Source organism: Terrimonas rubra (assembly GCF_042686025.1).
Lineage (GTDB): Bacteria > Bacteroidota > Bacteroidia > Chitinophagales > Chitinophagaceae > Terrimonas > Terrimonas rubra.
The window spans coordinates 2,320,134-2,343,147 of sequence record NZ_JBHUOZ010000003.1 but is presented as its reverse complement, the minus strand read 5'-3'; the positions used below and the strand labels follow the sequence as shown (position 1 = coordinate 2,343,147).

At 43.0% G+C, this 23,014-nt stretch carries 20 protein-coding genes and 1 tRNA gene; 12 read left to right on the top strand and 9 right to left on the bottom strand.

The genetic code is table 11. The annotated features are described in order from the left end of the window. Positions 1 to 251: 251 nt before the first annotated feature. From ACFS6H_RS19010 to ACFS6H_RS18990, 5 genes are all read right to left on the bottom strand, one after another. The gene (locus tag ACFS6H_RS19010; RefSeq protein ID WP_386102859.1) at positions 252 to 1,430 is read right to left on the bottom strand and encodes a glycosyltransferase family 2 protein; all 1,179 of its coding nucleotides are present in this window, start codon (positions 1,428 to 1,430) and stop codon (positions 252 to 254) included. A gap of 138 nt (positions 1,431 to 1,568) precedes the next feature. Further along, complete coding sequence (locus tag ACFS6H_RS19005; protein WP_386102856.1) at positions 1,569 to 1,916, bottom strand: VOC family protein; 348 nt, start codon at positions 1,914 to 1,916, stop codon at positions 1,569 to 1,571. Positions 1,917 to 2,102: 186 nt separating this feature from the next. Next, the gene (gene plsX / locus ACFS6H_RS19000; RefSeq protein WP_386102853.1) at positions 2,103 to 3,044 is read right to left on the bottom strand and encodes a phosphate acyltransferase PlsX; all 942 of its coding nucleotides are present in this window, start codon (positions 3,042 to 3,044) and stop codon (positions 2,103 to 2,105) included. Between the two features lie 103 nt (positions 3,045 to 3,147). Continuing rightward, positions 3,148 to 3,342, bottom strand: coding sequence for a 50S ribosomal protein L32 (rpmF, locus tag ACFS6H_RS18995; RefSeq protein WP_386102850.1), 195 nt, complete (start codon positions 3,340 to 3,342; stop codon positions 3,148 to 3,150). A 33-nt stretch (positions 3,343 to 3,375) separates the two neighbouring features. Continuing rightward, on the bottom strand, positions 3,376 to 3,933 hold the full coding sequence (locus ACFS6H_RS18990) for a YceD family protein (RefSeq protein WP_386102847.1): 558 nt from the start codon (positions 3,931 to 3,933) through the stop codon (positions 3,376 to 3,378). Positions 3,934 to 4,222: 289 nt separating this feature from the next. Between ACFS6H_RS18990 and ACFS6H_RS18985 the strand changes: the two genes are divergently transcribed. Further along, entirely contained in the window at positions 4,223 to 5,335 is a 1,113-nt protein-coding gene (locus tag ACFS6H_RS18985; RefSeq protein ID WP_386102845.1) for a DUF3810 domain-containing protein, read from the top strand. A gap of 21 nt (positions 5,336 to 5,356) precedes the next feature. Here the strand turns inward: ACFS6H_RS18985 and ACFS6H_RS18980 are convergent, their stop codons facing one another. Continuing rightward, the gene (locus ACFS6H_RS18980; RefSeq protein ID WP_386102842.1) at positions 5,357 to 7,315 is read right to left on the bottom strand and encodes a tetratricopeptide repeat protein; all 1,959 of its coding nucleotides are present in this window, start codon (positions 7,313 to 7,315) and stop codon (positions 5,357 to 5,359) included. Between the two features lie 55 nt (positions 7,316 to 7,370). After that, the gene (locus ACFS6H_RS18975; protein WP_386102839.1) at positions 7,371 to 8,090 is read right to left on the bottom strand and encodes a LytR/AlgR family response regulator transcription factor; all 720 of its coding nucleotides are present in this window, start codon (positions 8,088 to 8,090) and stop codon (positions 7,371 to 7,373) included. 207 nt (positions 8,091 to 8,297) lie between these two features. Here ACFS6H_RS18975 and ACFS6H_RS18970 point away from each other — a divergent pair, with 207 nt between their 5' ends. Next, a complete protein-coding gene (locus ACFS6H_RS18970; RefSeq protein WP_386102836.1) occupies positions 8,298 to 8,780 on the top strand; it encodes an SMI1/KNR4 family protein in 483 nt (160 codons plus the stop codon). On the opposite strand, the gene ACFS6H_RS18965 is transcribed toward ACFS6H_RS18970, so the two are convergent. Together ACFS6H_RS18965 and dcd are read right to left on the bottom strand one after the other, a co-directional pair. Continuing rightward, the gene (locus ACFS6H_RS18965) at positions 8,777 to 9,289 is read right to left on the bottom strand and encodes a hypothetical protein (protein WP_386102833.1); all 513 of its coding nucleotides are present in this window, start codon (positions 9,287 to 9,289) and stop codon (positions 8,777 to 8,779) included. The genes ACFS6H_RS18970 and ACFS6H_RS18965 overlap by 4 nt on opposite strands. A gap of 37 nt (positions 9,290 to 9,326) precedes the next feature. Further along, positions 9,327 to 9,863, bottom strand: coding sequence for a dCTP deaminase (gene dcd, locus ACFS6H_RS18960; RefSeq protein WP_386102830.1), 537 nt, complete (start codon positions 9,861 to 9,863; stop codon positions 9,327 to 9,329). A gap of 238 nt (positions 9,864 to 10,101) precedes the next feature. Between dcd and ACFS6H_RS18955 the strand changes: the two genes are divergently transcribed. From ACFS6H_RS18955 to ACFS6H_RS18910, 10 genes are all read left to right on the top strand, one after another. Then, positions 10,102 to 10,710: a 4'-phosphopantetheinyl transferase family protein gene (locus ACFS6H_RS18955; protein WP_386102827.1), complete on the top strand. Its 609-nt coding sequence runs from the start codon at positions 10,102 to 10,104 to the stop codon at positions 10,708 to 10,710. A 256-nt stretch (positions 10,711 to 10,966) separates the two neighbouring features. After that, on the top strand, positions 10,967 to 11,698 hold the full coding sequence (locus ACFS6H_RS18950; protein ID WP_386102824.1) for a phosphoadenylyl-sulfate reductase: 732 nt from the start codon (positions 10,967 to 10,969) through the stop codon (positions 11,696 to 11,698). Beyond that, positions 11,695 to 12,651, top strand: a complete 957-nt coding sequence (gene cysD, locus ACFS6H_RS18945; RefSeq protein ID WP_386103591.1) for a sulfate adenylyltransferase subunit CysD — start codon at positions 11,695 to 11,697, stop codon at positions 12,649 to 12,651. Before ACFS6H_RS18950 ends, cysD begins: the two co-directional genes overlap by 4 nt. 125 nt (positions 12,652 to 12,776) lie before the next feature. Further along, positions 12,777 to 14,018, top strand: a complete 1,242-nt coding sequence (locus ACFS6H_RS18940) for a sulfate adenylyltransferase subunit 1 (protein ID WP_386102821.1) — start codon at positions 12,777 to 12,779, stop codon at positions 14,016 to 14,018. Between the two features lie 38 nt (positions 14,019 to 14,056). Continuing rightward, a complete protein-coding gene (cobA, locus tag ACFS6H_RS18935; RefSeq protein ID WP_386102818.1) occupies positions 14,057 to 14,875 on the top strand; it encodes a uroporphyrinogen-III C-methyltransferase in 819 nt (272 codons plus the stop codon). A gap of 10 nt (positions 14,876 to 14,885) precedes the next feature. Next, positions 14,886 to 16,583, top strand: coding sequence for a diflavin oxidoreductase (locus tag ACFS6H_RS18930; protein WP_386102815.1), 1,698 nt, complete (start codon positions 14,886 to 14,888; stop codon positions 16,581 to 16,583). A gap of 186 nt (positions 16,584 to 16,769) precedes the next feature. Then, the gene (locus ACFS6H_RS18925) at positions 16,770 to 18,446 is read left to right on the top strand and encodes an NADPH-dependent assimilatory sulfite reductase hemoprotein subunit (protein ID WP_386102812.1); all 1,677 of its coding nucleotides are present in this window, start codon (positions 16,770 to 16,772) and stop codon (positions 18,444 to 18,446) included. A 58-nt stretch (positions 18,447 to 18,504) separates the two neighbouring features. Beyond that, positions 18,505 to 20,013 (top strand): TSUP family transporter, encoded by a 1,509-nt coding sequence (locus tag ACFS6H_RS18920; protein ID WP_386102809.1) that lies wholly within the window; start codon positions 18,505 to 18,507, stop codon positions 20,011 to 20,013. A gap of 288 nt (positions 20,014 to 20,301) precedes the next feature. Next, entirely contained in the window at positions 20,302 to 22,872 is a 2,571-nt protein-coding gene (locus ACFS6H_RS18915) for a TonB-dependent receptor (protein ID WP_386102806.1), read from the top strand. A gap of 39 nt (positions 22,873 to 22,911) precedes the next feature. After that, a tRNA-Cys gene (locus tag ACFS6H_RS18910) sits at positions 22,912 to 22,982 on the top strand. Positions 22,983 to 23,014: the final 32 nt, after the last annotated feature.

The window sequence follows — 23,014 nt, the reverse complement described above, 5'->3', positions numbered from 1 at the left end:
AGCGTTTATTGAATAAGTTTGTATAACAAGTAGTTTGGAAAACAGTATTTAAAACTCCGTGCAACGCTGTGTATTAACTCCATTAACTCTGTGGCTATATCCTTAAACCGTAATCCATAGATCAGAACCACCGAGTGACACAGAGGGTTTTCACAGAGTAACACAGAGAAGTGCAACGACTTACTACAACATTATTTAGTGGTTATATCTGTAAACCATGAACTATTAACCATGATCTATGAACTATTACCTCACTTCGCCCTTGCCGCTTTTTCCCATAACACAGTCTGCCGCCCTTTTACAAAGCGTACAAAACCCAGGTACAGGCAAACATTAATAAAGAGGAAATAGTAAGGTACATACAAGAGTTTTGATTTGATATTTCTTTTGTGCAGTACCCAGCCGCCTGCTGCCGCTGCATAGAACAATACCTGCAATAACAGTATCAGCTGGTAAATAAAACCCTGTTCATAAATAACCAATACAATATTCAGCAGCAGGATAACCGGTAATAAAAACGGGCAGATAGCCCAGCGTAATACCCGGTGCGATACATATTGAAAGGATAAACGCGGGTATTTAAAAAAGTTAAGCAGGGGTAATAACATCAGCATGGACTGGAAGCCACCGGCGCCGATACGCACTTTTCTTTTCTGTTCATCTTCAAGAGAGGCGGAAGGTGTTTCCGATGCAAAGGCATCCGCAGCATATTTTACCGTATAACCTTTCTGGCAGACTCTTAAAGAAATAACAAAATCATCCAGCAGGGTAGTAGCGCCGGGGTTTTCGTACAGGTCGGTTTTAACGGAAAATAATTCACCTGCCGCACCTACTACGGTATAAAAATCAGAGTCCATCTGTTTCAGGAAAGACTCATATTTCCAATACAATCCTTCACCAGCCCCGGCAGTGCCATCCTGTGTAGTAGCGATCACTTTCTTTTCACCGGCCACACCGCCTACTTTGGGGTCCTGGTAATGGCGGACAATATTAATGAGACTGTCTTTATTCAACAAAGTATTGGCATCGGAGAAAACAACATAGGGAGTGTTGACAAAACCCATGGCCCGGTGCATGGCGGCTACCTTGCCCCTGCGTTCATCACTATGTAAGAGGGTGATACGGGGGTATTGTTTAATAATATCCGGTGTTGCGTCGTTAGAGCCATCGGTGATAAATAATAACTGTAACTGATCTTCGGGATAGTTTAACTGTAAGCTGTTGGCAATCTTCTGTTCAATAAAATCAGCTTCATTATAGGCGGCAATGATCAGGGTTACCGGCGGATGAAAGTCATTAGCCGGCAGCTTTTTTTTACCACTCACCGCATTTTTAATTTTTACCAGTATCCAGATAACGATACCATAGCCGATATAACTATAGAAGATGATGAACAGGGAAATAAAGAATAAGAGTTTAAGGGCCAACATGGGGTAAAAGTAATCAGGAAAGTTTAAAAAGAGAAATGTGGAGGGGATTTAGGATTTAAGATTTTTGATTTGAAAGGGAAGTATTTAGTATACAGTATATGGTATATAGACTTTAAAATGCTTTACCTGATTTTTACACTATTTTTTGTAGAGTTCAATTTTTCTATCGTCCGGGTCGGTAATGATGGCCATAAAACCAAAATCGGTTTGCGTGGGTTCCAGTATAAAGGGAACATGATGTTGTTTTAATGTATCAATGGTGGTATCAAAATTATCAATAGTAAAGCCCAGCCGGAGATTTTTATCTGCCTCTGTTTGATTTTTGGCCAGCGGGTATATTTCCAGGATCGTTGTTCCTATTTGCGTGGTATAATGGTAGGGACTATTACCATGCTTGTGGTAATCAAAAGTTAAATCCAGGAGTTTGTAGAATGCAGCTGTTTTTTCGGGCGAACCTGTGCGTAATACCAGTAAGCGGATGTCCATTTGGTAAAGTTAAAGAAAGTGGTATAGCGTATTAAGTATATTGTACCGGGTATACAGCCTATTGATAAAAATTTACTCAATATCTACATACTATTATCTCCATACTAATATCTCCATACTAATATCTCCATACTAATATCTAAATACTCTTATCTGAATCCTCACATCTGAATGCTGAATACCCAACTACCCCTTCAACGCTTCACCCATCTGCTGCAATACATCGGTCCGGATCATTTTTTCGGCTACCATGATCATGTTTTTAAAAGCCATAGCGCCGGAAATGCCGTGCCCGATGATAACGGGTTTGGCTACACCTAAAACGGGAGTGCCGCCGTATATTTCAAAATTGAAACGGCTGTAATAAGGGTCTTTGGCGGCATTTTGCGGGTTGATATCGTAGAGTGATTCGGCCATTTTCAGGATGACATTGCCGGTGAAGCCTTCGCATACGATCACATCGGCCTTATCAATCAATATATCACGGCCTTCGATATTACCAATGAAGTTTATTTTATTGTTTTCCTTTAATAAAGGATAGGTTGCCTGGGCCAGCAGGTTGCCCTTGCCCTCTTCTTCACCCACGTTTAATAAACCTACACGCGGGCTGTTGATGCCTAATATCTGCTGGGCATAAATACTGCCCATGGTAGCAAACTGGTTCAGTTGTTCAGGTTTGCAATCGGCATTCAGGCCTACATCCAGCAATAAGCCGGTAGCGCCGTTTGTTTTGGGAATAATACTGGAGATGGTGGGGCGGATAACACCTTCCAGTGTTTTGATGCTGAATAAAGCGCCTACCAGCATAGCCCCGGTATTGCCGGCACTGATAAAAGCATCTATTTTACCGCTTGCCAGTAAATGAAAACCAATGGCAATGGAGGATTGCTGTTTTTCTTTTAATGCTTTGGTGGGGTGTTCGTGCATGTCGATAACCTGCTGGGCATGTACCACTTTTACAGGTGTACCGGTTAACTGGTGTTCGGTAAGCAAAGGGTTTACCTGCTCCTCGTTGCCAATAAGCAGGAGGGTAGCGGGCGATTGTACGGCGTTGAAATAATCTTTAATTCCTTTAACTGCTTCCAGGGGGGCATAGTCGCCACCCATCATGTCAATACCAATTACCATAACGAAGGGTTGTTTCCAAAAATTAAAAATTCCAAACCCAATAGCAAACCGTTAATAGCGGTGCTATAGATTTGGAATCAAAATTGAGTAAAAAAAACAGAAGTTAAGCTTTTGCCGGAGCTTTTTCGCTAACAACTTTTCCTTTATAGAATAATTTACCTTCACTTACGTGTGCACGGTGACGAACATGGATCTCGCCGGTAGTGCTATCGGTAGTTAAAGTAGCTGAAGTAGCTTTATAATGTGTTCTGCGTTTTGCGCTTCTTTGCTGACTGTGTCTGCGTTTGGGATTTGGCATGTCTATGCTATTATATCAGTTATCAAATATTATTTAATTGTTACCTAAATTTTTGAACTTTTCAAGGTCCTTCCAGATAGGGTTTGTTTTGTCTTCTTCTTCCTCCTGCTCGGGTTCTAAGTTGTCTAACATTTTCAGCACTTCGGGGTTACAGGTAGTGGCGCCGTTATCAAACTGGCCGCATACTTTTTGCATGGGTAAGCTCAGGTTAATGAACTCGTATATCCAGTTGGCCACATCCAGGTGACTTTCGTTACGGCCAATGTAGTAAACATCGGGGTCACCTTCCTGGTCGTTCATCATTTCGGGCTCTTCTACCAGTTTAACAATAATATTAAACTCGTCCCACAGATCAACTACCAGCGGGTTACCGCAACGGTCACAGTAACTTTCCAGTTTACCGCCCACTTCAAATTTAAGTTGCATGAAGCTGTTCTTTTTGTCCAGCGTCAACTTAATATTTGCATGGCAGTTCTTGAAATCCTGCTGCTGAAATGTCTCAAAGAACTTATCAGTTATCTCGTAGTCAAACTCGTGTGTACCTGGTTTTAAACCAACAAATGCTATTTCAAAGTCTCTGCTATACCCCATGAGCCAACTTTTAAGAGTGGGCAAAGGTAATACTTTTCAGCTAAAAAATACTGTTCCATCTTATATTATTTTTAAAAGACCTGCCTGGCCCCTAAAAAATAGTATAAGTATTGGGTTTTCAATAAATTATCGCTGGTCTGTACTACACCAATACCAATGCAAAGGTAGGTATAAATTGTTTTATACCCTGTTCCGGAAAACCGGCAGGAATTTTTTTAACTAAACCCCGTTTTGCCAAAACCCTTAACAATCTTAACTTTCCCGTTTCAACCACCTATAATTTACGGGTTTGCAACAGTTTATTTCAAGATTATTTAAAAGGCTTTTAAAAAGCTGGAGTTGGATATTATTGATCGTGGGCGCTATTGTGGTTAAATGGGTATCCCTGTACCCCGATTGGATCGAGCGCAATTATACCTATGGCGTTTACCCGGTTATTGCCAAGCTGCAGCGGTTTTTATTGGGCTGGATACCTTTCAGTATCGGTGATATTTTTTACCTCTTTTTAATCCTGGTGCTGGTATTCAGGGTGGTCAAGTTTTTCAGGTTGTTGTTACAGCGTAAACTCAACCGGGTGTATTTTGCCGCAGCCTTGCAACAGTTTATCTTTTTAATATTGTTTGTATATGTGTTCTTCAATGTATTGTGGGGATTAAATTATAACAGGGTAGGTATTGCACAACAGTTGGAATTAAAGGTGCAGAAATATTCTACCGAAGACCTGGACACGCTGGTGAACCTCTTGCATGATCATTTAAATTACCAGGCCGGTTTTATTAACGAACAAAGCCGCGATTCTTTTCACCGTAAATCAGCTTTGTTTTCAGGAGCTGCTCAGGCTTTTGCCAGTGCCACGCCACAATTTACTTTCCTGAAGTATTCTCCCAAATCGGTAAAACCATCCCTGTATAGCTATATCGGGAACTACCTGGGTTTTCAGGGTTACTATAATCCGTTTTCCGGTGAGGCACAGGTAAACACTTATACTCCGGCCTCTTTGCATCCCTTTGTAGCTACGCATGAAATAGCGCATCAGCTGGGTTATGCCAAAGAGAATGAAGCCAACTTTGTAGGCTTCCTGGCCTGCAGAACCCATCCTTCACCGGTATTTAAATATTCTGTTTACTTCGATATGTATAATTATGCCAGCCGTGAACTGGCCCGGAGGGATACCGCCTTATATCGTCACTACCAGCAAGATCTTCATCCACAGGTAATAACCGATATTGAGGAGTACCGCAGCTACCTGCGCAAATACCGTAACCCGCTGGAAACAGTTATGACCTGGGGGTACGGACATTTCCTGAAAGCCAATAACCAGCCTTCCGGCTTTGAAACCTATAGCGAAGTTGTGGCCTGGCTCATTGCCTATTATAAAAAATATGGTAAGGAGGTAATATAAACTGGTAAGGAAAAGCCCGATTTACACTTCCAGCATAAACACAGTTCCTTTACCGGCTTCACTGTTTACACTGATGGTACAGTCAATTGATTTTGCCAGGTCGCGGATAATGTGCAGGCCAAAACCCGTTTTATGGTTGTTATAACTGTCATTGCTGAAAAGTACCTGTTGTTGTGCGGCCGTCATGCCCGGACCATTATCGCTAATGGATAAAATGGTTTTATTATCCTTTATCTCCACCTGCCACACCACCATGGGGCTGGTACTATGCGCTGCTGCTTTCACCGCATTGGCAGTGAGGTTATACATAATGGTCTGCATATAATTAATATCCGTATACAGGCTGGTGTCTTTCCCATCTACAAAATGAAATGTTACATCTTTATTCTGGAAATAACTATCCAGGTAGTGAAACAGGCTGCTTACCATTACCTGTTGTTTATATGGTTTAAAATTTTCCATCTGGCCCTTGCTCCATATTAACAGGGCTTCCATATTGTTCAATAAGGCAGCGGCAGTTTGCTGAATATTTTTTTTGTATGCCTGGCTGGTAGCGGCGTCCATTTCTTCCGGTGCTTCATCCTGTAATTGTAAATAGCTGATGAGGCTGGCCACCGGGCTACGGAGGTCGTGACTCAGTATGGCGAAAAACTTTGCTTTTAATTTATTGGCTTCGTTTAATTCGTTATTTAACTGTAACAGGGTATCGTTATTTCTTTTACGGTTACGGCTCTGGTAAAATAATAATGTCCCTATTATTACCAGGGCTACTATACCTACGATAAGCCCGATGCGTTCAGTCCGTTTTTTATTTATTTCCAGTTTGTTGATGAGTAACTGTTTATCCTTAAGTTCCAATGCCCGCTGGCTTTCAATACCGGCTAATTTGTTTTTACTTTCCTGCGAAAAAAGCGAGTCCTGCAGCTTTACAGATTTTTTGTAATATTCCAGCGAACCTTGATAGTCCTTTGTATCGGCCAGTATATCGGCATAAAATTTATAAAATTGTACCAGCAGGTCACCCATGTTCATTTGTTCACAATCGGTAATAGCCTCCCGTAATAATATTTTAGATTGTTGCAGTAATGTGGCTCGGGGTAGTTTTAAACTATCGGGTAATGCCTGGTAAAGGCTGTCGCTTTTATAAAGCTGGTAATAAATCACTCCCCGGTTACCGGTATTATTAACGGTATAGGTATTTTCTATTTCCAGTTTTTTCCAGATAGCATCCGCTTGTTGTATATAGTGTAATTGCTTGGCAGGATCATCACTGGAGCACTCAACTAACTGGCCATAAATTTTAGCCTTTCCCATTTCGCTATTGCTGGAATCGTAATAAGCCAGGGATTTTAAATAATAATCAGTGGCTTCTTTTCTTTTTTGTTCTTTCACATAAGTATAACCAATGGTTTCCAGTATAGGGCCAGGGTAATAAATATCATCTAGTTCCTCGCATACTTTTAAAGATTCAAAAGCATACTTTCTTGCTTTTTCAAAATCATTTTGTTGTGCAAAGATCACTGAAACATAATATTTACCTGGTGCAACCAGGCTTTTGTCTTTTTTTTCTTCCGCCAGCTTAATGCCTTTAAAGTAGTGTTCCGAGGCCTTAACAAAATCGCTTTTATGTTGCAGCAAGGTACCCATGTTATAGTTTATCATCACTTCACCCAGGTAATCACCTTTTTTTTTGCTGATAACAAGGGCCCGTTCATACAAGGGCAAAGCCTCATCCAGTTTACCCGTTTCTAAAAATAAAGTGGCCTTATAACGGGAAGACGTTGCAATGCCCTGTTCCCATTTTATCTTTTCGGAAAGGGCCAAAGCCTGGTTAACATATTCCAATGACTTTTTCGTATCAAAAGTCATGTACTGGTACATTAATTCGTTCAGCAGGTTTATATGATTACTGTCTTCTTTTTGCGTAGGTAACAGGCGCAGCAGCGAATCCAGTACGGCATTATTATTTTGTGCGGTCATTTTATGACAGCAAAGTAGGAACAGGCATATTGTTATCAGTAATCGCATGATCGGATCAGTGGTGTAATAAAGATTCTACAGCAGTTTTATAACTGCGTCCTACCGGTAAGGTGATCTCGTTAACATACACTTCTGTAGAAGTTATTTTATGGATATAATGTTTTTGTACAGCATAACTGCGGTGGATACGTACAAAGGTTTTAAATGCGGCTTCCTGTAGCAGGTTTCCCAGCAGGTTTAATACACAATATTTTTTGGCGGGGGTAACGATGCGGGTATAATCCCTTAACGCTTCCAGGTATAAAATATCCTGCAGTTGTAATTTTATATGTTCGTGACCATCTTTAATAAAAACCGCATCCTGTCCCAGGCTACACTCAAACAAAGCAGCTTTGTGTTTTATATCCAGGTATTGCTGTAACCTTTCCATCGTCATGTCAAAACGGGCTTTGTTGATGGGTTTTACCAAAAAATCAAGTGCAGCCAGCTCAAAGCTTTCCAAAGCATAATCGGGGTAGGAGGTAATATAGATACAGGCTTGTTGATTACCGAGTTTACGACGTAGTTCCAGTCCGGTCATATCTTCCATATCTATATCCAGGAAAAGTATATCAGGTTTTTGCTCCTCAATAGCGGTATAGGCTTCCAGGGGATTATCGTACACCCCTTTTATCTCGATAAAGGGGTATTTTTTCACCATTACCTGTGTATGCAGGCGGTCCACATCATTGTCGTCCACAATAATAGCCGTGTAAGTATGTGTTGCTTCGTTCATCAGTACCGGATAATTTAAAAGCAGGTCATTGCCCTCATTAAAACTACAAAAACAGTTCCATTTGCCGAACTTAATTAAAGGATGATCATTTTTGTTAAATGTGGTGGTGTTTTGTTTAACTATGGCGGCTTTTTGCCGATCATGGCTGAAGTTATAACTTTAGAGCGAATTGATCAGGTTTAATAACACTACACCCCGGTCTGTAACATGAAAAAGATTATTTTAAATGGCACTGATACAACGGTACGTCTCGAAAGACAAGCCGGTGTATGGCCTTCGCAGCAACAGATCCTGGATTTTGAAACGGCATTAGGTTACCCGTTGCCTGCCGATTACAAAGAATTCCTGCTCACCTATAACGGTGGTGTCTGCGAACTTAAAAATATCATAAAGCCCGTAAGCGGTTATCTCTGCGACCTGTTCGGGCTATTCGATCAAAGTGCCGACCCCGGCATCATGCCATTGAAACTTCCGGCCTGCGATGAATTAACGGAACTGTGGGGGCAGCTTCCCTCCAATTTATTGCCTGTTGGCGCAGTGGATAGCGGGGATATGATCGCTATGCGGTTTTACCCGGCAGGGGTAGAAATAGTTATCGTTGATCATGAAGATGACCAGCTTAACTCCCTTGTGGTTGCAGATAGTTTTACCGCATTTTTAGCGGGTACGGTAAGAGAAAACGAACCTTAATCTTTTAGCGATGCGGCGATCTTTACAAAATCATTCTTTAGTGCCGTTTTATTATCGGCAATGGTCCAGGTTAGTATTTTGTAATAATGTGTTTTGGTTTCTACTGCCGTTACCAGCATATAAAACTTACCGTCTTCGTCCGACCAGGTAAGCTCGGCCTGGGCATGTTTATTATTGTTGGCAGTAAATTCAACCGGTGTGCTTTCTTTCCTGTCGGCTACCTCCGTATTATAGCCTTTTAAAAAATCGGCCAAAAACTCCTTTACACTGGCAAAACTGATCTCTGCTTCTTTTAAATGTTCCTTATCATCATCAATCACTATACAAAATGCCACTTTCTCCTCGTCCATGTACTGCAGTGAGGCCACATCATTCAGCGAATAGGTCTTTTTCAGGTAACCGGGCACATCAAGGGTATAACAATGGCCACCTTTACGGGTAACAAATGGCTGGGCCTGTGCCGCATGCACGAACGTTATGAAACACAGTAAGGCGATGAATGATCTCATAAATAGTAGTTGGTTGATGATAGCAGGGTATACTTATTTAAAACTTATTCTTCCACATCATACTTTCAATGGGCCTGTCCGGCTGGCCGCTGTATTTGGCATTGGCTTTCTGGTTATAGGCCACTTCAATGGTTCCTTCTACCGGGAAATAAATTAACTGGCCTACCGGCATGCCCTTGTACACTTTTACCGGTTGTTTCACCGATATCTCCAGGGTCCAGTGCCCGCAAAACCCCACATCGCCCTTACCGGCGGTAGCATGAATATCAATACCCAGGCGGCCTGTGGATGATTTGCCTTCCAAAAAGGGCACATGGGCATGTGTTTCCGTATACTCCAGTGTTACACCCAGGTAAAAAATATGCGGGTATAATACAAAACCATCGTCCGGAATTTCAAAATACTCTATCTCGTTATGTTTTTTGGCATCCAGTATATGTTCCTTATAAGTGGCCAGCCATTTACCCAGGTGTACATCGTACGAATTACTACCCAGGCAATTACGGTCATAAGGCTTCAGCACAATCGTTTCTTTGGCTATCTCCTCTAAAATGCGGGTATCTGATAAGATCATTTTTTTAAATTTTTGTTGGTCAGCTGCCGTTTTTCATGGCATCGTCCCTTGCGTCGCACACTTCAACTGCAGGAATATTGCCCGGCATTTATGCTTTCCCTATCCGGTACACTATTTTTCTTTACTTTGGCAAATAAACACAAATTTTAAGTATTTATAAAAAACAGGTGTTGAATGGAGCTTTTCGGTATAAAATGCCCCTGTTTAAATGTTTACTTTTACATCCTTAATTTACCCGATGCCTATCTTTTTTCAGCAGCAAATAAACGAATTTACCAGGCTTGGTGTCTGGAAAATTGAAGAAACAGAGGAATTTTTCCAGAGTAACGTGCCCCAGCACCGGGATGTAACCCACCCGCATAAACGCCTGCAACACCTGGCAGGGCGGTATTTACTGCAATACCTTTTCCCGGGCTTCCCTTACGAAATGGTACAGATAGCCGATACCAAAAGACCTTTTTTACCTAACGAAGAATACCATTTTTCTATCTCCCACTGCGGCGATTATGCCGCGGCCATCGTCAGCAGCCGGCAAAGGGTGGGGGTTGATGTGGAGCTGCCCACTGAAAAAGTGGCTGCTATCAAAGAAAAATTCTTATCACCTGCCGAACTGGCCCGGCTGCACGACCCCAACGACCTGTACTGGCTTACCGTATGCTGGAGCGGCAAAGAGGCCGTTTTTAAATGGTATGGTGAGGGCAAGGTCGATTTTAAACAGCATATTCAATTCAGGCAACTGAATGAAGCGGATAATACCATTGACTGCTTTTTTGAAAAAAATACTACAACACTTCAGATCAACTTTCACCAGATCGATAAACTGGTACTCTCCTGGGTGGTGAACTGATCATTTTTTATTACAGGTAGTGGTTTAACAAACGATTGTTATCGTTTTTTATATAATTAATCTATAAAACAAGTAGACTAATAAATTTAAATCCTATATTTGTCCCAGTATAACAACTGACATGTAAATGGATCAAGCTTTTTTGTATAATAAAATGGGTGTGTGGCAGCGAATGTGTATGCCTGAATTTTTGTGTTGCTGCTGATACCTGCAGTAACGGGAACAAAATTTATTGGCTAACACACTTTGCAACATAATGAGCGAGCAACAATCCATAAACATTACATCATTCATCAATTTTTCAGCACAACATGATATAGCTGAAACCCTGGCGTACCTGGCATCCTTATACCCGGATGATATTGTTTTTTCTACCAGTTTCAGTTACGAGGACCAGGTAATTACTGACTACATAGCAAAAGCAGCTCCCGGTATTCAACTCTTTACCCTGGATACAGGCCGCCTGTTCCCGGAAACCTATTCAACCTGGAGCGCCACTTTGGATAAATACCAGCTGCCCGTCACTACCTACTATCCCGACGATATTGCCTTAAAAGAGTACGTTACCAATAATGGTCCCAATGCGTTTTATGCATCACCGGAGTTGCGTAAACAATGTTGTCATATACGTAAGGTAGTGCCTTTACAAAAAGCGCTGGCGGGCAAAAAGATCTGGATCACGGGCCTGCGTGCGGAGCACTCGCCTAACCGCCAGTCATTACAACCATTTGAGTGGGACGATGTAAATAATATCATCAAATACCATCCTTTACTACAATGGTCAACAGATGAGGTAACGGCACATATCCATCAGCATAATATTCCCTACAATGTATTACATACCCGTGGTTTTGTGAGCATTGGTTGCGCACCCTGTACAAGGGCTGTTAAACCAGGTGAGGATTTCAGGGCAGGCCGCTGGTGGTGGGAGGATAACAGTAAAAAAGAATGTGGGCTGCATAGCACCACAACAGCCGTTAAGGCATAAATATTTTAGTAGCACAGGTACTAACCTGTAAAAAGCGTGAAGGAATGAGTAAGTATAATGTAGATTATTTAGAACAGCTGGAGGCCGAGAGCATTCATATTTTCAGGGAAGTGGCGGCCCAGTTTGAGCGTCCGGCTTTATTGTTCAGTGGTGGTAAGGATTCTATAACATTGGTTCACCTGGCAAAAAAAGCATTTGCCCCGGGCAAAATACCTTTTCCGCTGGTACATATTGATACCGGCCATAACTTTCCCGAAGCACTGGCTTACCGCGATAACCTGGCTAAAGAACAGGATGCTACCTTAATTGTAAGACAGGTGGCCGATACTATTAAACAACGTAGCCTTACCGAACCCAAGGGCAAGTTTGCCAGCCGTAACTGGTTACAAACTTATACTTTACTGGATACTATTGAGGAGTTTGGCTTTGACGCCTGCATTGGCGGCGCCCGCCGTGATGAAGAGAAAGCCAGGGCGAAGGAGCGAATATTCTCAGTAAGAGATGAGTTTGGCCAATGGGACCCCAAATTACAAAGGCCCGAATTGTGGAATATTTTTAACGGCCGTATACATAAGGGGGAAAATGTAAGAGTATTCCCCATCAGTAACTGGACAGAACTGGACGTATGGAACTATATCCGCAAGGAAAATATTGCACTGCCTTCTATTTACTTTTCGCACGACCGTGAAGTATTGATACATGAAGGTCAGTATGTAGCTACTTCACCCTTTGTGCAGATTGACGAAACGGATACCGTGGTTACCAAAAAAGTACGTTACCGTACCGTGGGTGATATGACCTGTACAGCAGCAGTGGAAAGCACGGCATCTACTTTGGATGAAGTGATCAACGAGATCATTGCTGCCCGTATCAGTGAACGTGGTGAAACCCGTATCGATGACAGGGTAACGGAAGCTGCGATGGAAGACCGGAAGAAGAATGGATATTTCTAAGTAAAGGAAAATAAAAGTGGAAAGAGGTTTGTGGTTCTTTTGGGAGGAATGATAAATGATGAGTTATGAATGATGAATGACTTGTTATGAACCATTAACTATTAACGATTAACAAATACTAAACAATGGATTTATTAAGATTTATAACCGCAGGCAGTGTAGATGATGGCAAAAGCACATTAATCGGACGTTTGTTATACGATAGCAAAAATATCATGGTAGATCAGCTGGAGGTATTGGAGAAACAAACCAAGAATAAGGCAGCCGGTAATATTGACCTGGCTTTATTGACAGATGGCCTGCGTGCGGAAAGAGAACAGGGCATAACCATTGATGTGGCTTATCGTTATTTCACCACGCCTAAACGTAAATTTATTATAGCCGATGCACCCGGGCATGTACAGTATACCCGTAACATGATCACCGGAGCATCCAATGCTTCTTTAATTATTATTTTAATTGATGCCCGGCAGGGTGTGGTGGAGCAAACCCGCCGTCACTCTATTATAGCATCCTTATTAAATATACCACAGGTAGTGGTGGCCATTAATAAAATGGACCTGGTGGACTATTCCGAAGATGTGTATAATAATATTGTAATTGACTATGCAAATGTGGCTACCCAGTTAGGGCTGAAAAATATAACCTATATACCGATCAGTGCTTTGAATGGTGACAATATTGTAGCACCTTCTGTTAGCATGGATTGGTACGAAGGTCAATCACTGCTTGGCTTTTTGGAAGAAGTAGCAGTGGAAGCGGACAATGATACTGATCAGGCACGCTTCCAGGTGCAATTTGTCATTCGTCCGCAGACGGAAGCCCTGCACGATTACCGTGGATATGCCGGTAAAGTGTTAAGCGGTGTGTATAAAACCGGCGATGCGGTTAAAGTATTACCAGCGGGTATTGACAGTACCATTACGACTATTGAAGTGGGTGGAAAAACAGTGGAGGAAGCATTTGCCGGTCAGCCGGTGGTTCTACAGTTAAAGGATGATATTGATATCAGCCGTGGTGATACGATTGTAAAAAAGGAGCAGGAACCAACGGTGGCTAATGAAATAGAAGTGTTGTTATGCTGGCTGGGCGACAAGCCTTTACAGGTGGGTAATAAATACTACCTGCAACATAACAGCCGGCTGGTAAGGACGGTGGTAAAGGAGATTGAATATAAATTGGATGTAAATACCCTGAGCCGTGAATCGGTAGCGGGTGGGGTAAAACTGAATGAAGTGGTAAAAGCCACTATTAAAACCGCATCGCCGCTGGTATTTGATGCATACAAAACCTTACCGGCGAATGGCAGTGCCATCCTGATAGATGAAACCAGTAACAGCACGGTAGCGGCTGTGCTATTGCAATAAAATTTTTTGAACTAATTCTCTACTAAACGAGTAGACTTATGAATGTACAATACATATCCGGTAAAGTGATACTGGCAGGTGCCGGTCCCGGTGATCCCGAGCTGATCTCAGTAAAAGCGGTTAAATGGCTGCAAAAAGCTGATGTGGTATTAGTGGACAGGCTGGTAAGCCATGAAATTATTAATGAGTACGTGCCTGCAAAAGCACAGGTGATATGCGTGGGTAAACAGGGCCGCTTTGGTTTGTCAACCCCGCAGAAACGTATTAACCAGATGATGATCGATTACAGCCGGGATGGAAAAACAGTGGTGCGCCTGAAAGGGGGCGATGTATCGGTATTTGCCAATGTATTGGATGAGCTGCAAACCCTGGTAGAAAATAATATCCCTTACGAAATTATTCCCGGTATTTCTGCTGCGTTAGGTGCTGCTGCGTATACAGGTATTCCGTTAACGGCCCGCAACTATGCCAATGCCGTACGGTTTTTAACCTATTATAAAACTGATGTATTAACGGATGAGTATTGGACCGAACTGGCCAATACCAATGATACCCTGGTATTTTATATGTCATCGGGTACCCTTAATGATATTGTAGAGCATTTAAAAAAGCAGGGCATTACTTCCGATAAATATATTGCCGTGGTGGAACAGGCCACTACCCGTTTACAGAATGTACATATCAGTAATATCTATCGCCACCGCGAGGAGTTTGGCGATAAGGAATTTGCCTCACCTTCTCTTTTGATAGTAGGTAAAGTGGTGGTATTACATGAACAGTTTAAATGGTTACGTAACAGTAACAGCCAGGAACAATATTTTGAACCGGTAGCTTCTTTACGCAAAGAAGCCGTGTAAAACACCCTATATGTTAAACGAAACGAAACATAGTTTACTTGCTACGCTGGTGAAAGAATCCAGCAGGGAAGAGCTGATCTGGATACAGGGCTACCTGGCTGCGGTTATAGCCGGCAGTGGTGATATTGCCACAGGCGAAACGGCGGCTCCTGTTGTTAGCAAAAAAATTACGCTGGTGTATGGTACCGAAACCGGTAATGCTAAAAAACTGGCCTCACAGTTAGCGGGCATTGGTAAAAAGAAAGGTGTGAATGTAAAACTGGCCGGGCTTGACCAGTATCGTGTAACGGACCTGGCAAAGGAGGAGTTTTTATTTGTGGTGATCAGTACCCAGGGTGAAGGCGAGCCACCGGCATCGGCTAAAAAATTCTACGAATATATACAGGCAAACCAGCTGCAATTACCCAACCTGAAATTTGGTGTATTAGCCCTGGGCGACAGTTCCTATCCGTTGTTTTGCCAAACCGGTATTGATGTGGATGAAAAGCTTGCGCAATTTGGCGCTGCCAGGGTTGTGCCATTACAAAAATGCGATGTGGATTATGAGGAAACAGCACTGGCCTGGTTTAATGAAGTATTAAATACAACAGCTGCAACAGCATCAACGGGGATAACAAAACCTGCTGCCGAACAAAAAACAGCTGGTAAAAAATATTATGAAGGCCGGATCATTGCTTCGGTTAATTTAAATGACAGGGGATCCAAAAAAGAAACCTACCATATTGAAATTGCTACAGATGAAGTGGTGCATTACGAACCGGGTGATGCCATTGGCATTGTACCGCCTAACCGTTTAGCCGTGGTGGAGCGGATCATTGAACTGACCGGTGTGGACGGAGACACTATTGTAGAAACGGGTAAGGTGACTGCGGATACAAAAACCATATTGACACAACATGTAAATGTGTGTTATTTATTGTTGCCTACCATAAAAAAATATGCGGCTATCACCGAACAGGAAATACCGGAAATAAGAATGGACCTGGTTGACCTGTTACGTATTTACCCGGTAAAAAACCCGGCGCAGTTTGAGGAGGTGATCAAAATACTTACCCCTATTGCGCCAAGGTTGTATTCACTGGCATCGGCCCCGGCGGCACATGGTGAAAATGAAGTGCATATCACGGTCTCTAAAAACACTTTTGTTACAGATGATGAACGCCGTTATGGTTTGTGCAGCGAGTTCCTGGGCGATCAGCCTGTAGATACGGCCATCACCTTCTATGTGCATAAAAACAAGGCCTTTAAATTACCCGATGCGGAGAAAGATATTATCATGATAGGCCCCGGTACAGGTGTAGCTCCCTTCCGTTCGTTTTTAGCAGAAAGGGATGCGGCCGGCGCTACGGGTAAAAACTGGTTGTTTTTTGGTGAGCAACATTTTGTGACTGATTTTTTATACCAGGTGGAAATGCAGAAGTATGTGGAGACCGGTGTACTGACCAACCTGGACCTGGCTTTTTCCCGGGATCAGCAGCAGAAAATTTATGTACAGCATAAAATGCAGCAAAAGAGCAGTGAACTGTACAACTGGTTAAACAACGGTGCTGCTTTGTATGTATGCGGGGCCAAAGAACCGATGGCTACTGATGTGGAGCAAACCCTCATTAACATCATCAGCGAGCAGGGCAATAAAACAACAGCTGAAGCGGAGGCCTTTTTACTGCAGTTGCAGGAGGAGGGAAGGTATGAGAAGGATGTGTATTGAGAGGGCTGAAAGCCAAAAGCTTAAAGCTGAAGGCGGAAAGCTGAAAGCAGTAAGCCTGGGTTTGTGTATCACGAACCGCGAAGGTTTAATGATGAATAGTATTACAGAACGATAAACGGAGCGTCGCAACAGCAGTTCAATAGCGTTACTGCAGCCGGCAAACAAAAACAACTGAATTGATATATAATGGCAGATAAAGACAATAAGAAGTTATCACCCGTTGAGCGGATAAAAAAAGAAAGCAAGGGCTTAAGGGGCACTATGAAGGAGAGCCTGACTGATGATATTACCGGGGCCATACGTGAAGATGACCAGACCCTGATCAAGTTTCATGGTATGTACCAGCAGGATGACAGGGACAGGCGTGAAGAGCGCAGTGCCAAGAAACTGGAATGGTTATACTCCTATATGATCCGGTTGCGCCTGCCCGGTGGTTTGTTAAGCCCGCAACAGTGGATCGGCCTGCATCATATAGCAGGGGAGCATTCAACAGGGGTAATTAAGATCACTACCAGGCAGACCGTGCAATTGCATGGCATATTAAAATCGTCCATCAGGCCAACGATACAGGCTTTTAATACCCTGCAGCTGGATTCTATTGCGGCCTGCGGTGATGTGAATAGGAATGTGATGTGCAGCGCCAACCCCGAGGAGTCGCCGGTGCATGCGGAAGTGTTTGCGTATGCGGATAAAATAAGTTTATTAGGTTTACCTAAGACAAGGGCTTATTATGAAATATGGCTGAATGAAGAGCAGATAGCTGACCGGTCCGAAGAAGACCCTTTGTACCAGGACCGTTACCTGCCACGTAAGTTTAAAATAGCTATTGCTATTCCGCCTAATAACGATATTGATGTATTTACTAATGATATTGGCCTGATCGCTATTATTGAGAATGATAAACTGTTAGGATTTAATATAGCGGTAGGCGGTGGTTTAAGTACTACCCATGGAAACCCGAAAACCTATGCCCGTTTGGGAACAGTATTGGGCTTTTTGGATACCGAAGAAAAAGTATTGAAAGCAGTGTATGAGATACTGACCGTGCAGCGTGATTTTGGCAACCGGGAGGACAGGAAACAGGCCAGGTTGAAATATACAGTGGATCGTTTGGGTGTGGACGGGTACAGGAAAGAAGTGGAACAACGCTGTGGCTTTGCCTTTGAACCCGAAAGGCCGTATCATTTTACAGAAAGAAAAGATCATTATGGCTGGCGGAAAAACCATGCCGGCAAATGGTACTATACCATCTTCGTGGAGAATGGCAGGGTGCTGGACAGTGATACTGTTGCTTTGAAAACTGCTCTGTTTGAGGTAGCAGAAACCGGTAAAGCTAATTTCAGGTTCACCGGCAATCAGAATGTGATACTGGGTGATATTGAAGAAGCGGATAAAGAGGCGATAGAGAGCATCTTAGCCAGGTTAGGTGTAAAAGCACATAATGAAAATGCGGGGGCCATCCGCCGTACCGCTATTGCCTGTGTGGCATTTAATACCTGTTCGCTGGCCTTAGCCGAGGCACAACGTTATTTGCCTACGCTTATTTCAAGGATAGAACCTATTGTGGAGAAATATGGATTAAGTGATGAGGAGATCAGTTTACGCATGACCGGTTGTCCGAATGGCTGCGGCCGTTCTGCTGCATCGGAAATAGGTTTTATCGGCACTTCCTACGGGCATTATAACCTGCATATAGGTGGCGACAGGCAGGGCCTGCGGCTGAATACAAAATATAAGGAAAGCCTGAATGAAGAGCAGATACTGGAAACCCTGGATGGCTTGTTTGCCGTATATGCGGCGGAGAAAAAGGAAGGGGAAATATTCGGCGACTTTGCTTATAACAAATGGATCAGGCAACAATAACAGCCTGCTAAAGAAAGCTATCGGACAAGCATAATTAAATCAATAACAGTAATACCGGATGAGTGTAGTAACAAAAGATATAACAGAAAAGAATGAGCAGGTAACCAATGAGTTATTCCCTGTCTTTTTAAAGTTAGATCACTTAAAAGTATTACTGGTAGGCGCCGGGAAAATAGGGCTGGAAAAAGTAACCGCTTTATTACAGAACAGTCCGCGAACAACGATTAAAGTGGTGGCTAAAGAAGTAACACCGGCGTTCAGGGCTTTTACCGAAGGGTATGATAATGTGCGTATTGAAGAGAGAGGGTATGAGGCAACTGACCTGGAAGCCTGTGATGTGGCCATTGTTGCGGCAAATGATAAAATATTGAGCCAGGCTATTTTTACGGCGGCCCGACAGCAGAATAAACTCATTAATGTAGCTGATACCCCTGAGTATTGTGATTTTTACCTGGGCTCTATTGTAAAAAAGGGTAACCTGAAAATTGCTATTTCTACCAATGGTAAATCGCCTACCATGGCCAAGCGCATCAAGGAAGTGCTGAACGATGCCCTGCCGCAAGAGCTCAATGACAGTATTGATAACCTGCATAAAGTGCGTAACAAGCTAAACGGCAATTTTGAGTACAAGGTTAAAAAGCTGAATAAATTAACGAAAGTGCTGCTGGAAGATGATACGGCCTTTAATGAAAAAAAATGGCGACGCATTGCTACCTACTCTTTACTGGCCTTTGGTTTAATGCTGGTGGGACATTTTACCTTTACTTATATTATACCTTTTGAAAGTATTAAGAATGGATTATTGTCCTTATACAGTACCCTTGATGCCAGCTTCCTGGTGATGTTTGCCGCAGGTTTTTTTGCGCAGCTGGTAGATGGTGCTTTAGGTATGGGCTATGGGGTGGTGAGTGCAACGGTGTTGTTATCGGCCGGTGTAAGTCCTGCTGCTATCAGTGGCAGTATACATACAGCCGAAATGTTTGCCAGCGGCGCCAGCGGGTATAGCCATTATAAATTTGGTAATGTAAACAAAAAACTGTTTAAAGCACTGGTGCTGCCGGGTGTAATAGGCGCTGTGGCAGGGGCCTGGTTATTATATTATTTAGGGGAGGAGTACAGCAACCTGGTAAGACCTATACTGGCCTGTTATACTTTATTATTGGGTATAAAAATTTTATATACCGCTTACCAGAACCAGATAAAGAAAAAGAAATTCAAACATTATAAAGCATTGGCCGGTGCCGGTGGTTTTTTTGATTCCTTCGGTGGCGGTGGCTGGGGACCTATTGTTACTACTACACTGATCACGAAAGGCAGAAGTCCCAAATATGTGATCGGCTCTGTAAGTATTACCGAGTTTTTTGTTACCCTGTCAAGTGCCCTTACCTTCTTTTTATTACTGGGTGTTACACACTGGCAAACCATACTGGGATTGATCGTAGGCGGACTGGTAGCAGCACCCATTGCAGCAAGACTGGTAGGTAAATTACCAAGACGCACTGCCCTGATACTGGTGGGTGTATTGGTAATAGTATGGAGTGTACGTATCTTAATAAAAGTTTTATAACTTTTATTATAAATAATTAGTCTACAAAATTGGTAGAGTAATTGTAAACCTATATTTTTGAACTATATTATCAAAAAACTGTATGTTCAACAGGCTCTTGTCTTTCTTCCCGGCTCACCGATGTTGTTGCCGGTATACCCCTAACGGTCGCTTACTTCAATTTGAGAATTCCCATATGTGAACATCGCTGTAATGCAGTGATGAATGATTGAATAATAATTTTGGTTTTATTTAGTCTATAAAAATTATAGACTATTAATAATAAATAAACGTAACAACTAAACAACAATGCTAAAGACCTTATCAACTGCAATTATTTTCTTATTACTGGCCGCACCGGCATTTTCGCAATACAAATTAAGTGGTATTGTGAAGGAAGAGAATGGGATCTCGGTCCCCAACGCTACCATCGTTGTAAAAAATAAGGGCATTACCGTTTTATCTGATAAAGAAGGCGTTTTTGAAATTGAAAATGTAGCACCGCCCTTTACACTGGCGGTTAGTTATGTATCTTTTAAAACCCGTGAAGTACATATAAAAGATGCATCTGTTACTACCGTAAATGTGGTATTGTTTAAAGAAGACCTTTTATTATCGGATGTATCTGTTTCATCCCGCCGCCGGTTGGAGAGAGTACAGAATGTGCCTATCGCCATTTCGGTTATCGGTGGTTCACAGGTAAGGGAAACCGGCTCTTTTAATGTAAACCGTTTAAAAGAACTGGTGCCTTCAGTACAATTATATTCTTCTAATCCGCGTAATACAGGCATCAATATCCGGGGCATAGGTTCGCCGTTCGGGTTAACCAATGATGGCCTTGATCCGGGTGTTGGTTATTATGTGGACGGCGTATATTATGCCCGCCCCGCCGCTACCACACTGGATTTTATTGATATTGCCCAGATCGAAGTATTACGTGGCCCGCAGGGAACCCTGTTCGGTAAAAACACCACATCCGGTGCATTCAATATTACTTCACGTAAAGCCAGCTTCAGACCGGAAGCAGATTTTGAAGTGAGTTATGGTAACTATGGTTATATCCAGGCCAAAGCTTCTTTATCGGGCCCCTTAACAAAAAAATTAGCAGCCAGGGCATCCTTTTCAGGTACGCAGCGTGATGGGGTAATTGAAAATATACGAACCAATAAAGCCACTAATGATATCAATAACCTGGGCTGGAGGGCACAGTTATTATACCAGGCATCGGATAATACAACCATTACCTTAAATGCCGATAATACCAAACAGCGCCCCGATGGCTATGCGCAGGTATTGACCGGTGTGGTAACCACCAAACGCCCGGCATACCGCCAGTTCAATAATATTATAGCGGACCTGGGTTATACGGTGCCCACACTCAATGCCTTTGACCGTATCATAGATCATGATACACCCTGGAAATCGGATAATGATATTGGCGGCGCTTCTTTAAATATTGAAACGCAGCTTGGTCCGGGCACACTGACTTCTACTACGGCCTGGCGCTACTGGGACTGGGGGCCTTCCAACGACCGTGATTTTACCGGCTTACAATCACTGGCTTTATCACAAAACCCTACCAAACATCATAACTGGTCGCAGGAGATACGTTATGCGGGCAATTTTACCAATAAGTTAAGCGGTGTGATCGGCCTGTTTTATATTAACCAGGATGTAAAGACCACCGGTTCGGAAGTAGCGGGTGATGCCCAATGGCGTTTTTCGCAAAGCTCTACCAGCAGTTTATGGAGAACGGACAGCTTATTTGAAGGTTATGGTGTATTCACCAATTCCTCTATCAAATCAACCAGTGCGGCCATATTTGCCAATGCAGACTGGGAGGCGCTTCCGGGCTTTCATGTGCAGCCGGGCTTACGTTTTAACTACGATAAAAAAGACGTGGTGTACGATCGCCAGGCACGCGGCGGAAAAGAATTTACTGATCCCGCCATCATTGCTATCCGCCAGGGTGTGTACAGTAGCCAGTATTATGCAACCGATGCGGAGGAAAATAAATTTACTTATCATTTAACCTTATCCTACCGTCCGGAGGAGAAAAATTACAATGCTTACGTAACCTACTCCACCAGTTTTAAACCGGTAGGCGTGAATGTGGCAGGCTTACCAACGGTGAACGGGGCACCGGCCCTGGACCTGGCCGTTATTAAGCCGGAATACGTGACCCATTATGAAGCCGGTATAAAGAGTACACCATTCCAGAACTTTAACCTGAACCTGACTTTATTCAATACTGATATTAAAGATTATCAGGCCAATGTTCAATCCCCTCAATTAGGTGTGAACAGGGGCTATATCGCCAATGCGGAGAAGGTTAGGGTAAGAGGGGCGGAGCTGGACCTGAATTACCGTATTAACAAGAACTTTAACTTTTTTGCTGCGCTTACCTATACCGATGGTAAGTACCTGAAATTCCTGAATGCGCCATTGCCGCTGGAAGAAACCGGTGCTACCAATGATGCTAACCAGCAGGTGGCGTTTAAAGATATATCCAAAACCAAACTACCGGGTATTTCGAGGTTTGCAGGATCGGTGGGTGCTGAGTTCTCCACACCGGCAACTTTCTTCAAACAGCATGGCAGTTTCTTTATTGCTGCAGAAACGTTTTACCGTTCTTCTTTCTCCTCCAGCCCTTCGGAATCGGCTTACCTGAATGTGGATGGGTATGCCTTGTTGAACGGCAGGATAGGCTTTAGAACAACCAATAGTTTTAGCGTATACGTGTGGGGCCGTAATATTTTAAACCAGGATTATTACGAGCAATTATTACCGGCAGGTGGTAATGCAGGACACTATGCGGGAGTACTGGGCGATCCGGTTACCTATGGTGTAACCTTACGCTTTGCCTTCAGGGGAAATTAATCATCACCACAGCGGCTCAACCAGGGCCGCTGTAATACCAGCCGTGTGGCCGAGAGGACAGGTACAGGTCTGCAACACCTTTCACGTCGGTTCGAATCCGACCACGGCGTCACAAACACTAACCCAATAAAAAAACTCATCA

Excerpts from the sequence above, each read along its gene's own strand:
- ACFS6H_RS19010 (WP_386102859.1), bottom strand. The coding sequence starts at position 1,430 with ATGTTGGCCCTTAAACTCTTATTCTTTATTTCCCTGTTCATCATCTTC.
- ACFS6H_RS19005 (WP_386102856.1), bottom strand. The coding sequence starts at position 1,916 with ATGGACATCCGCTTACTGGTATTACGCACAGGTTCGCCCGAAAAAACA.
- plsX (WP_386102853.1), bottom strand. The coding sequence starts at position 3,044 with ATGGTAATTGGTATTGACATGATGGGTGGCGACTATGCCCCCCTGGAA.
- rpmF (WP_386102850.1), bottom strand. The coding sequence starts at position 3,342 with ATGCCAAATCCCAAACGCAGACACAGTCAGCAAAGAAGCGCAAAACGC.
- ACFS6H_RS18990 (WP_386102847.1), bottom strand. The coding sequence starts at position 3,933 with ATGGGGTATAGCAGAGACTTTGAAATAGCATTTGTTGGTTTAAAACCA.
- ACFS6H_RS18980 (WP_386102842.1), bottom strand. The coding sequence starts at position 7,315 with ATGACCGCACAAAATAATAATGCCGTACTGGATTCGCTGCTGCGCCTG.
- ACFS6H_RS18975 (WP_386102839.1), bottom strand. The coding sequence starts at position 8,090 with ATGAACGAAGCAACACATACTTACACGGCTATTATTGTGGACGACAAT.
- ACFS6H_RS18970 (WP_386102836.1), top strand. The coding sequence starts at position 8,298 with ATGAAAAAGATTATTTTAAATGGCACTGATACAACGGTACGTCTCGAA.
- ACFS6H_RS18965 (WP_386102833.1), bottom strand. The coding sequence starts at position 9,289 with ATGAGATCATTCATCGCCTTACTGTGTTTCATAACGTTCGTGCATGCG.
- dcd (WP_386102830.1), bottom strand. The coding sequence starts at position 9,863 with ATGATCTTATCAGATACCCGCATTTTAGAGGAGATAGCCAAAGAAACG.
- ACFS6H_RS18955 (WP_386102827.1), top strand. The coding sequence starts at position 10,102 with ATGCCTATCTTTTTTCAGCAGCAAATAAACGAATTTACCAGGCTTGGT.
- ACFS6H_RS18950 (WP_386102824.1), top strand. The coding sequence starts at position 10,967 with ATGAGCGAGCAACAATCCATAAACATTACATCATTCATCAATTTTTCA.
- ACFS6H_RS18940 (WP_386102821.1), top strand. The coding sequence starts at position 12,777 with ATGGATTTATTAAGATTTATAACCGCAGGCAGTGTAGATGATGGCAAA.
- cobA (WP_386102818.1), top strand. The coding sequence starts at position 14,057 with ATGAATGTACAATACATATCCGGTAAAGTGATACTGGCAGGTGCCGGT.
- ACFS6H_RS18930 (WP_386102815.1), top strand. The coding sequence starts at position 14,886 with ATGTTAAACGAAACGAAACATAGTTTACTTGCTACGCTGGTGAAAGAA.
- ACFS6H_RS18925 (WP_386102812.1), top strand. The coding sequence starts at position 16,770 with ATGGCAGATAAAGACAATAAGAAGTTATCACCCGTTGAGCGGATAAAA.
- ACFS6H_RS18920 (WP_386102809.1), top strand. The coding sequence starts at position 18,505 with ATGAGTGTAGTAACAAAAGATATAACAGAAAAGAATGAGCAGGTAACC.
- ACFS6H_RS18915 (WP_386102806.1), top strand. The coding sequence starts at position 20,302 with ATGCTAAAGACCTTATCAACTGCAATTATTTTCTTATTACTGGCCGCA.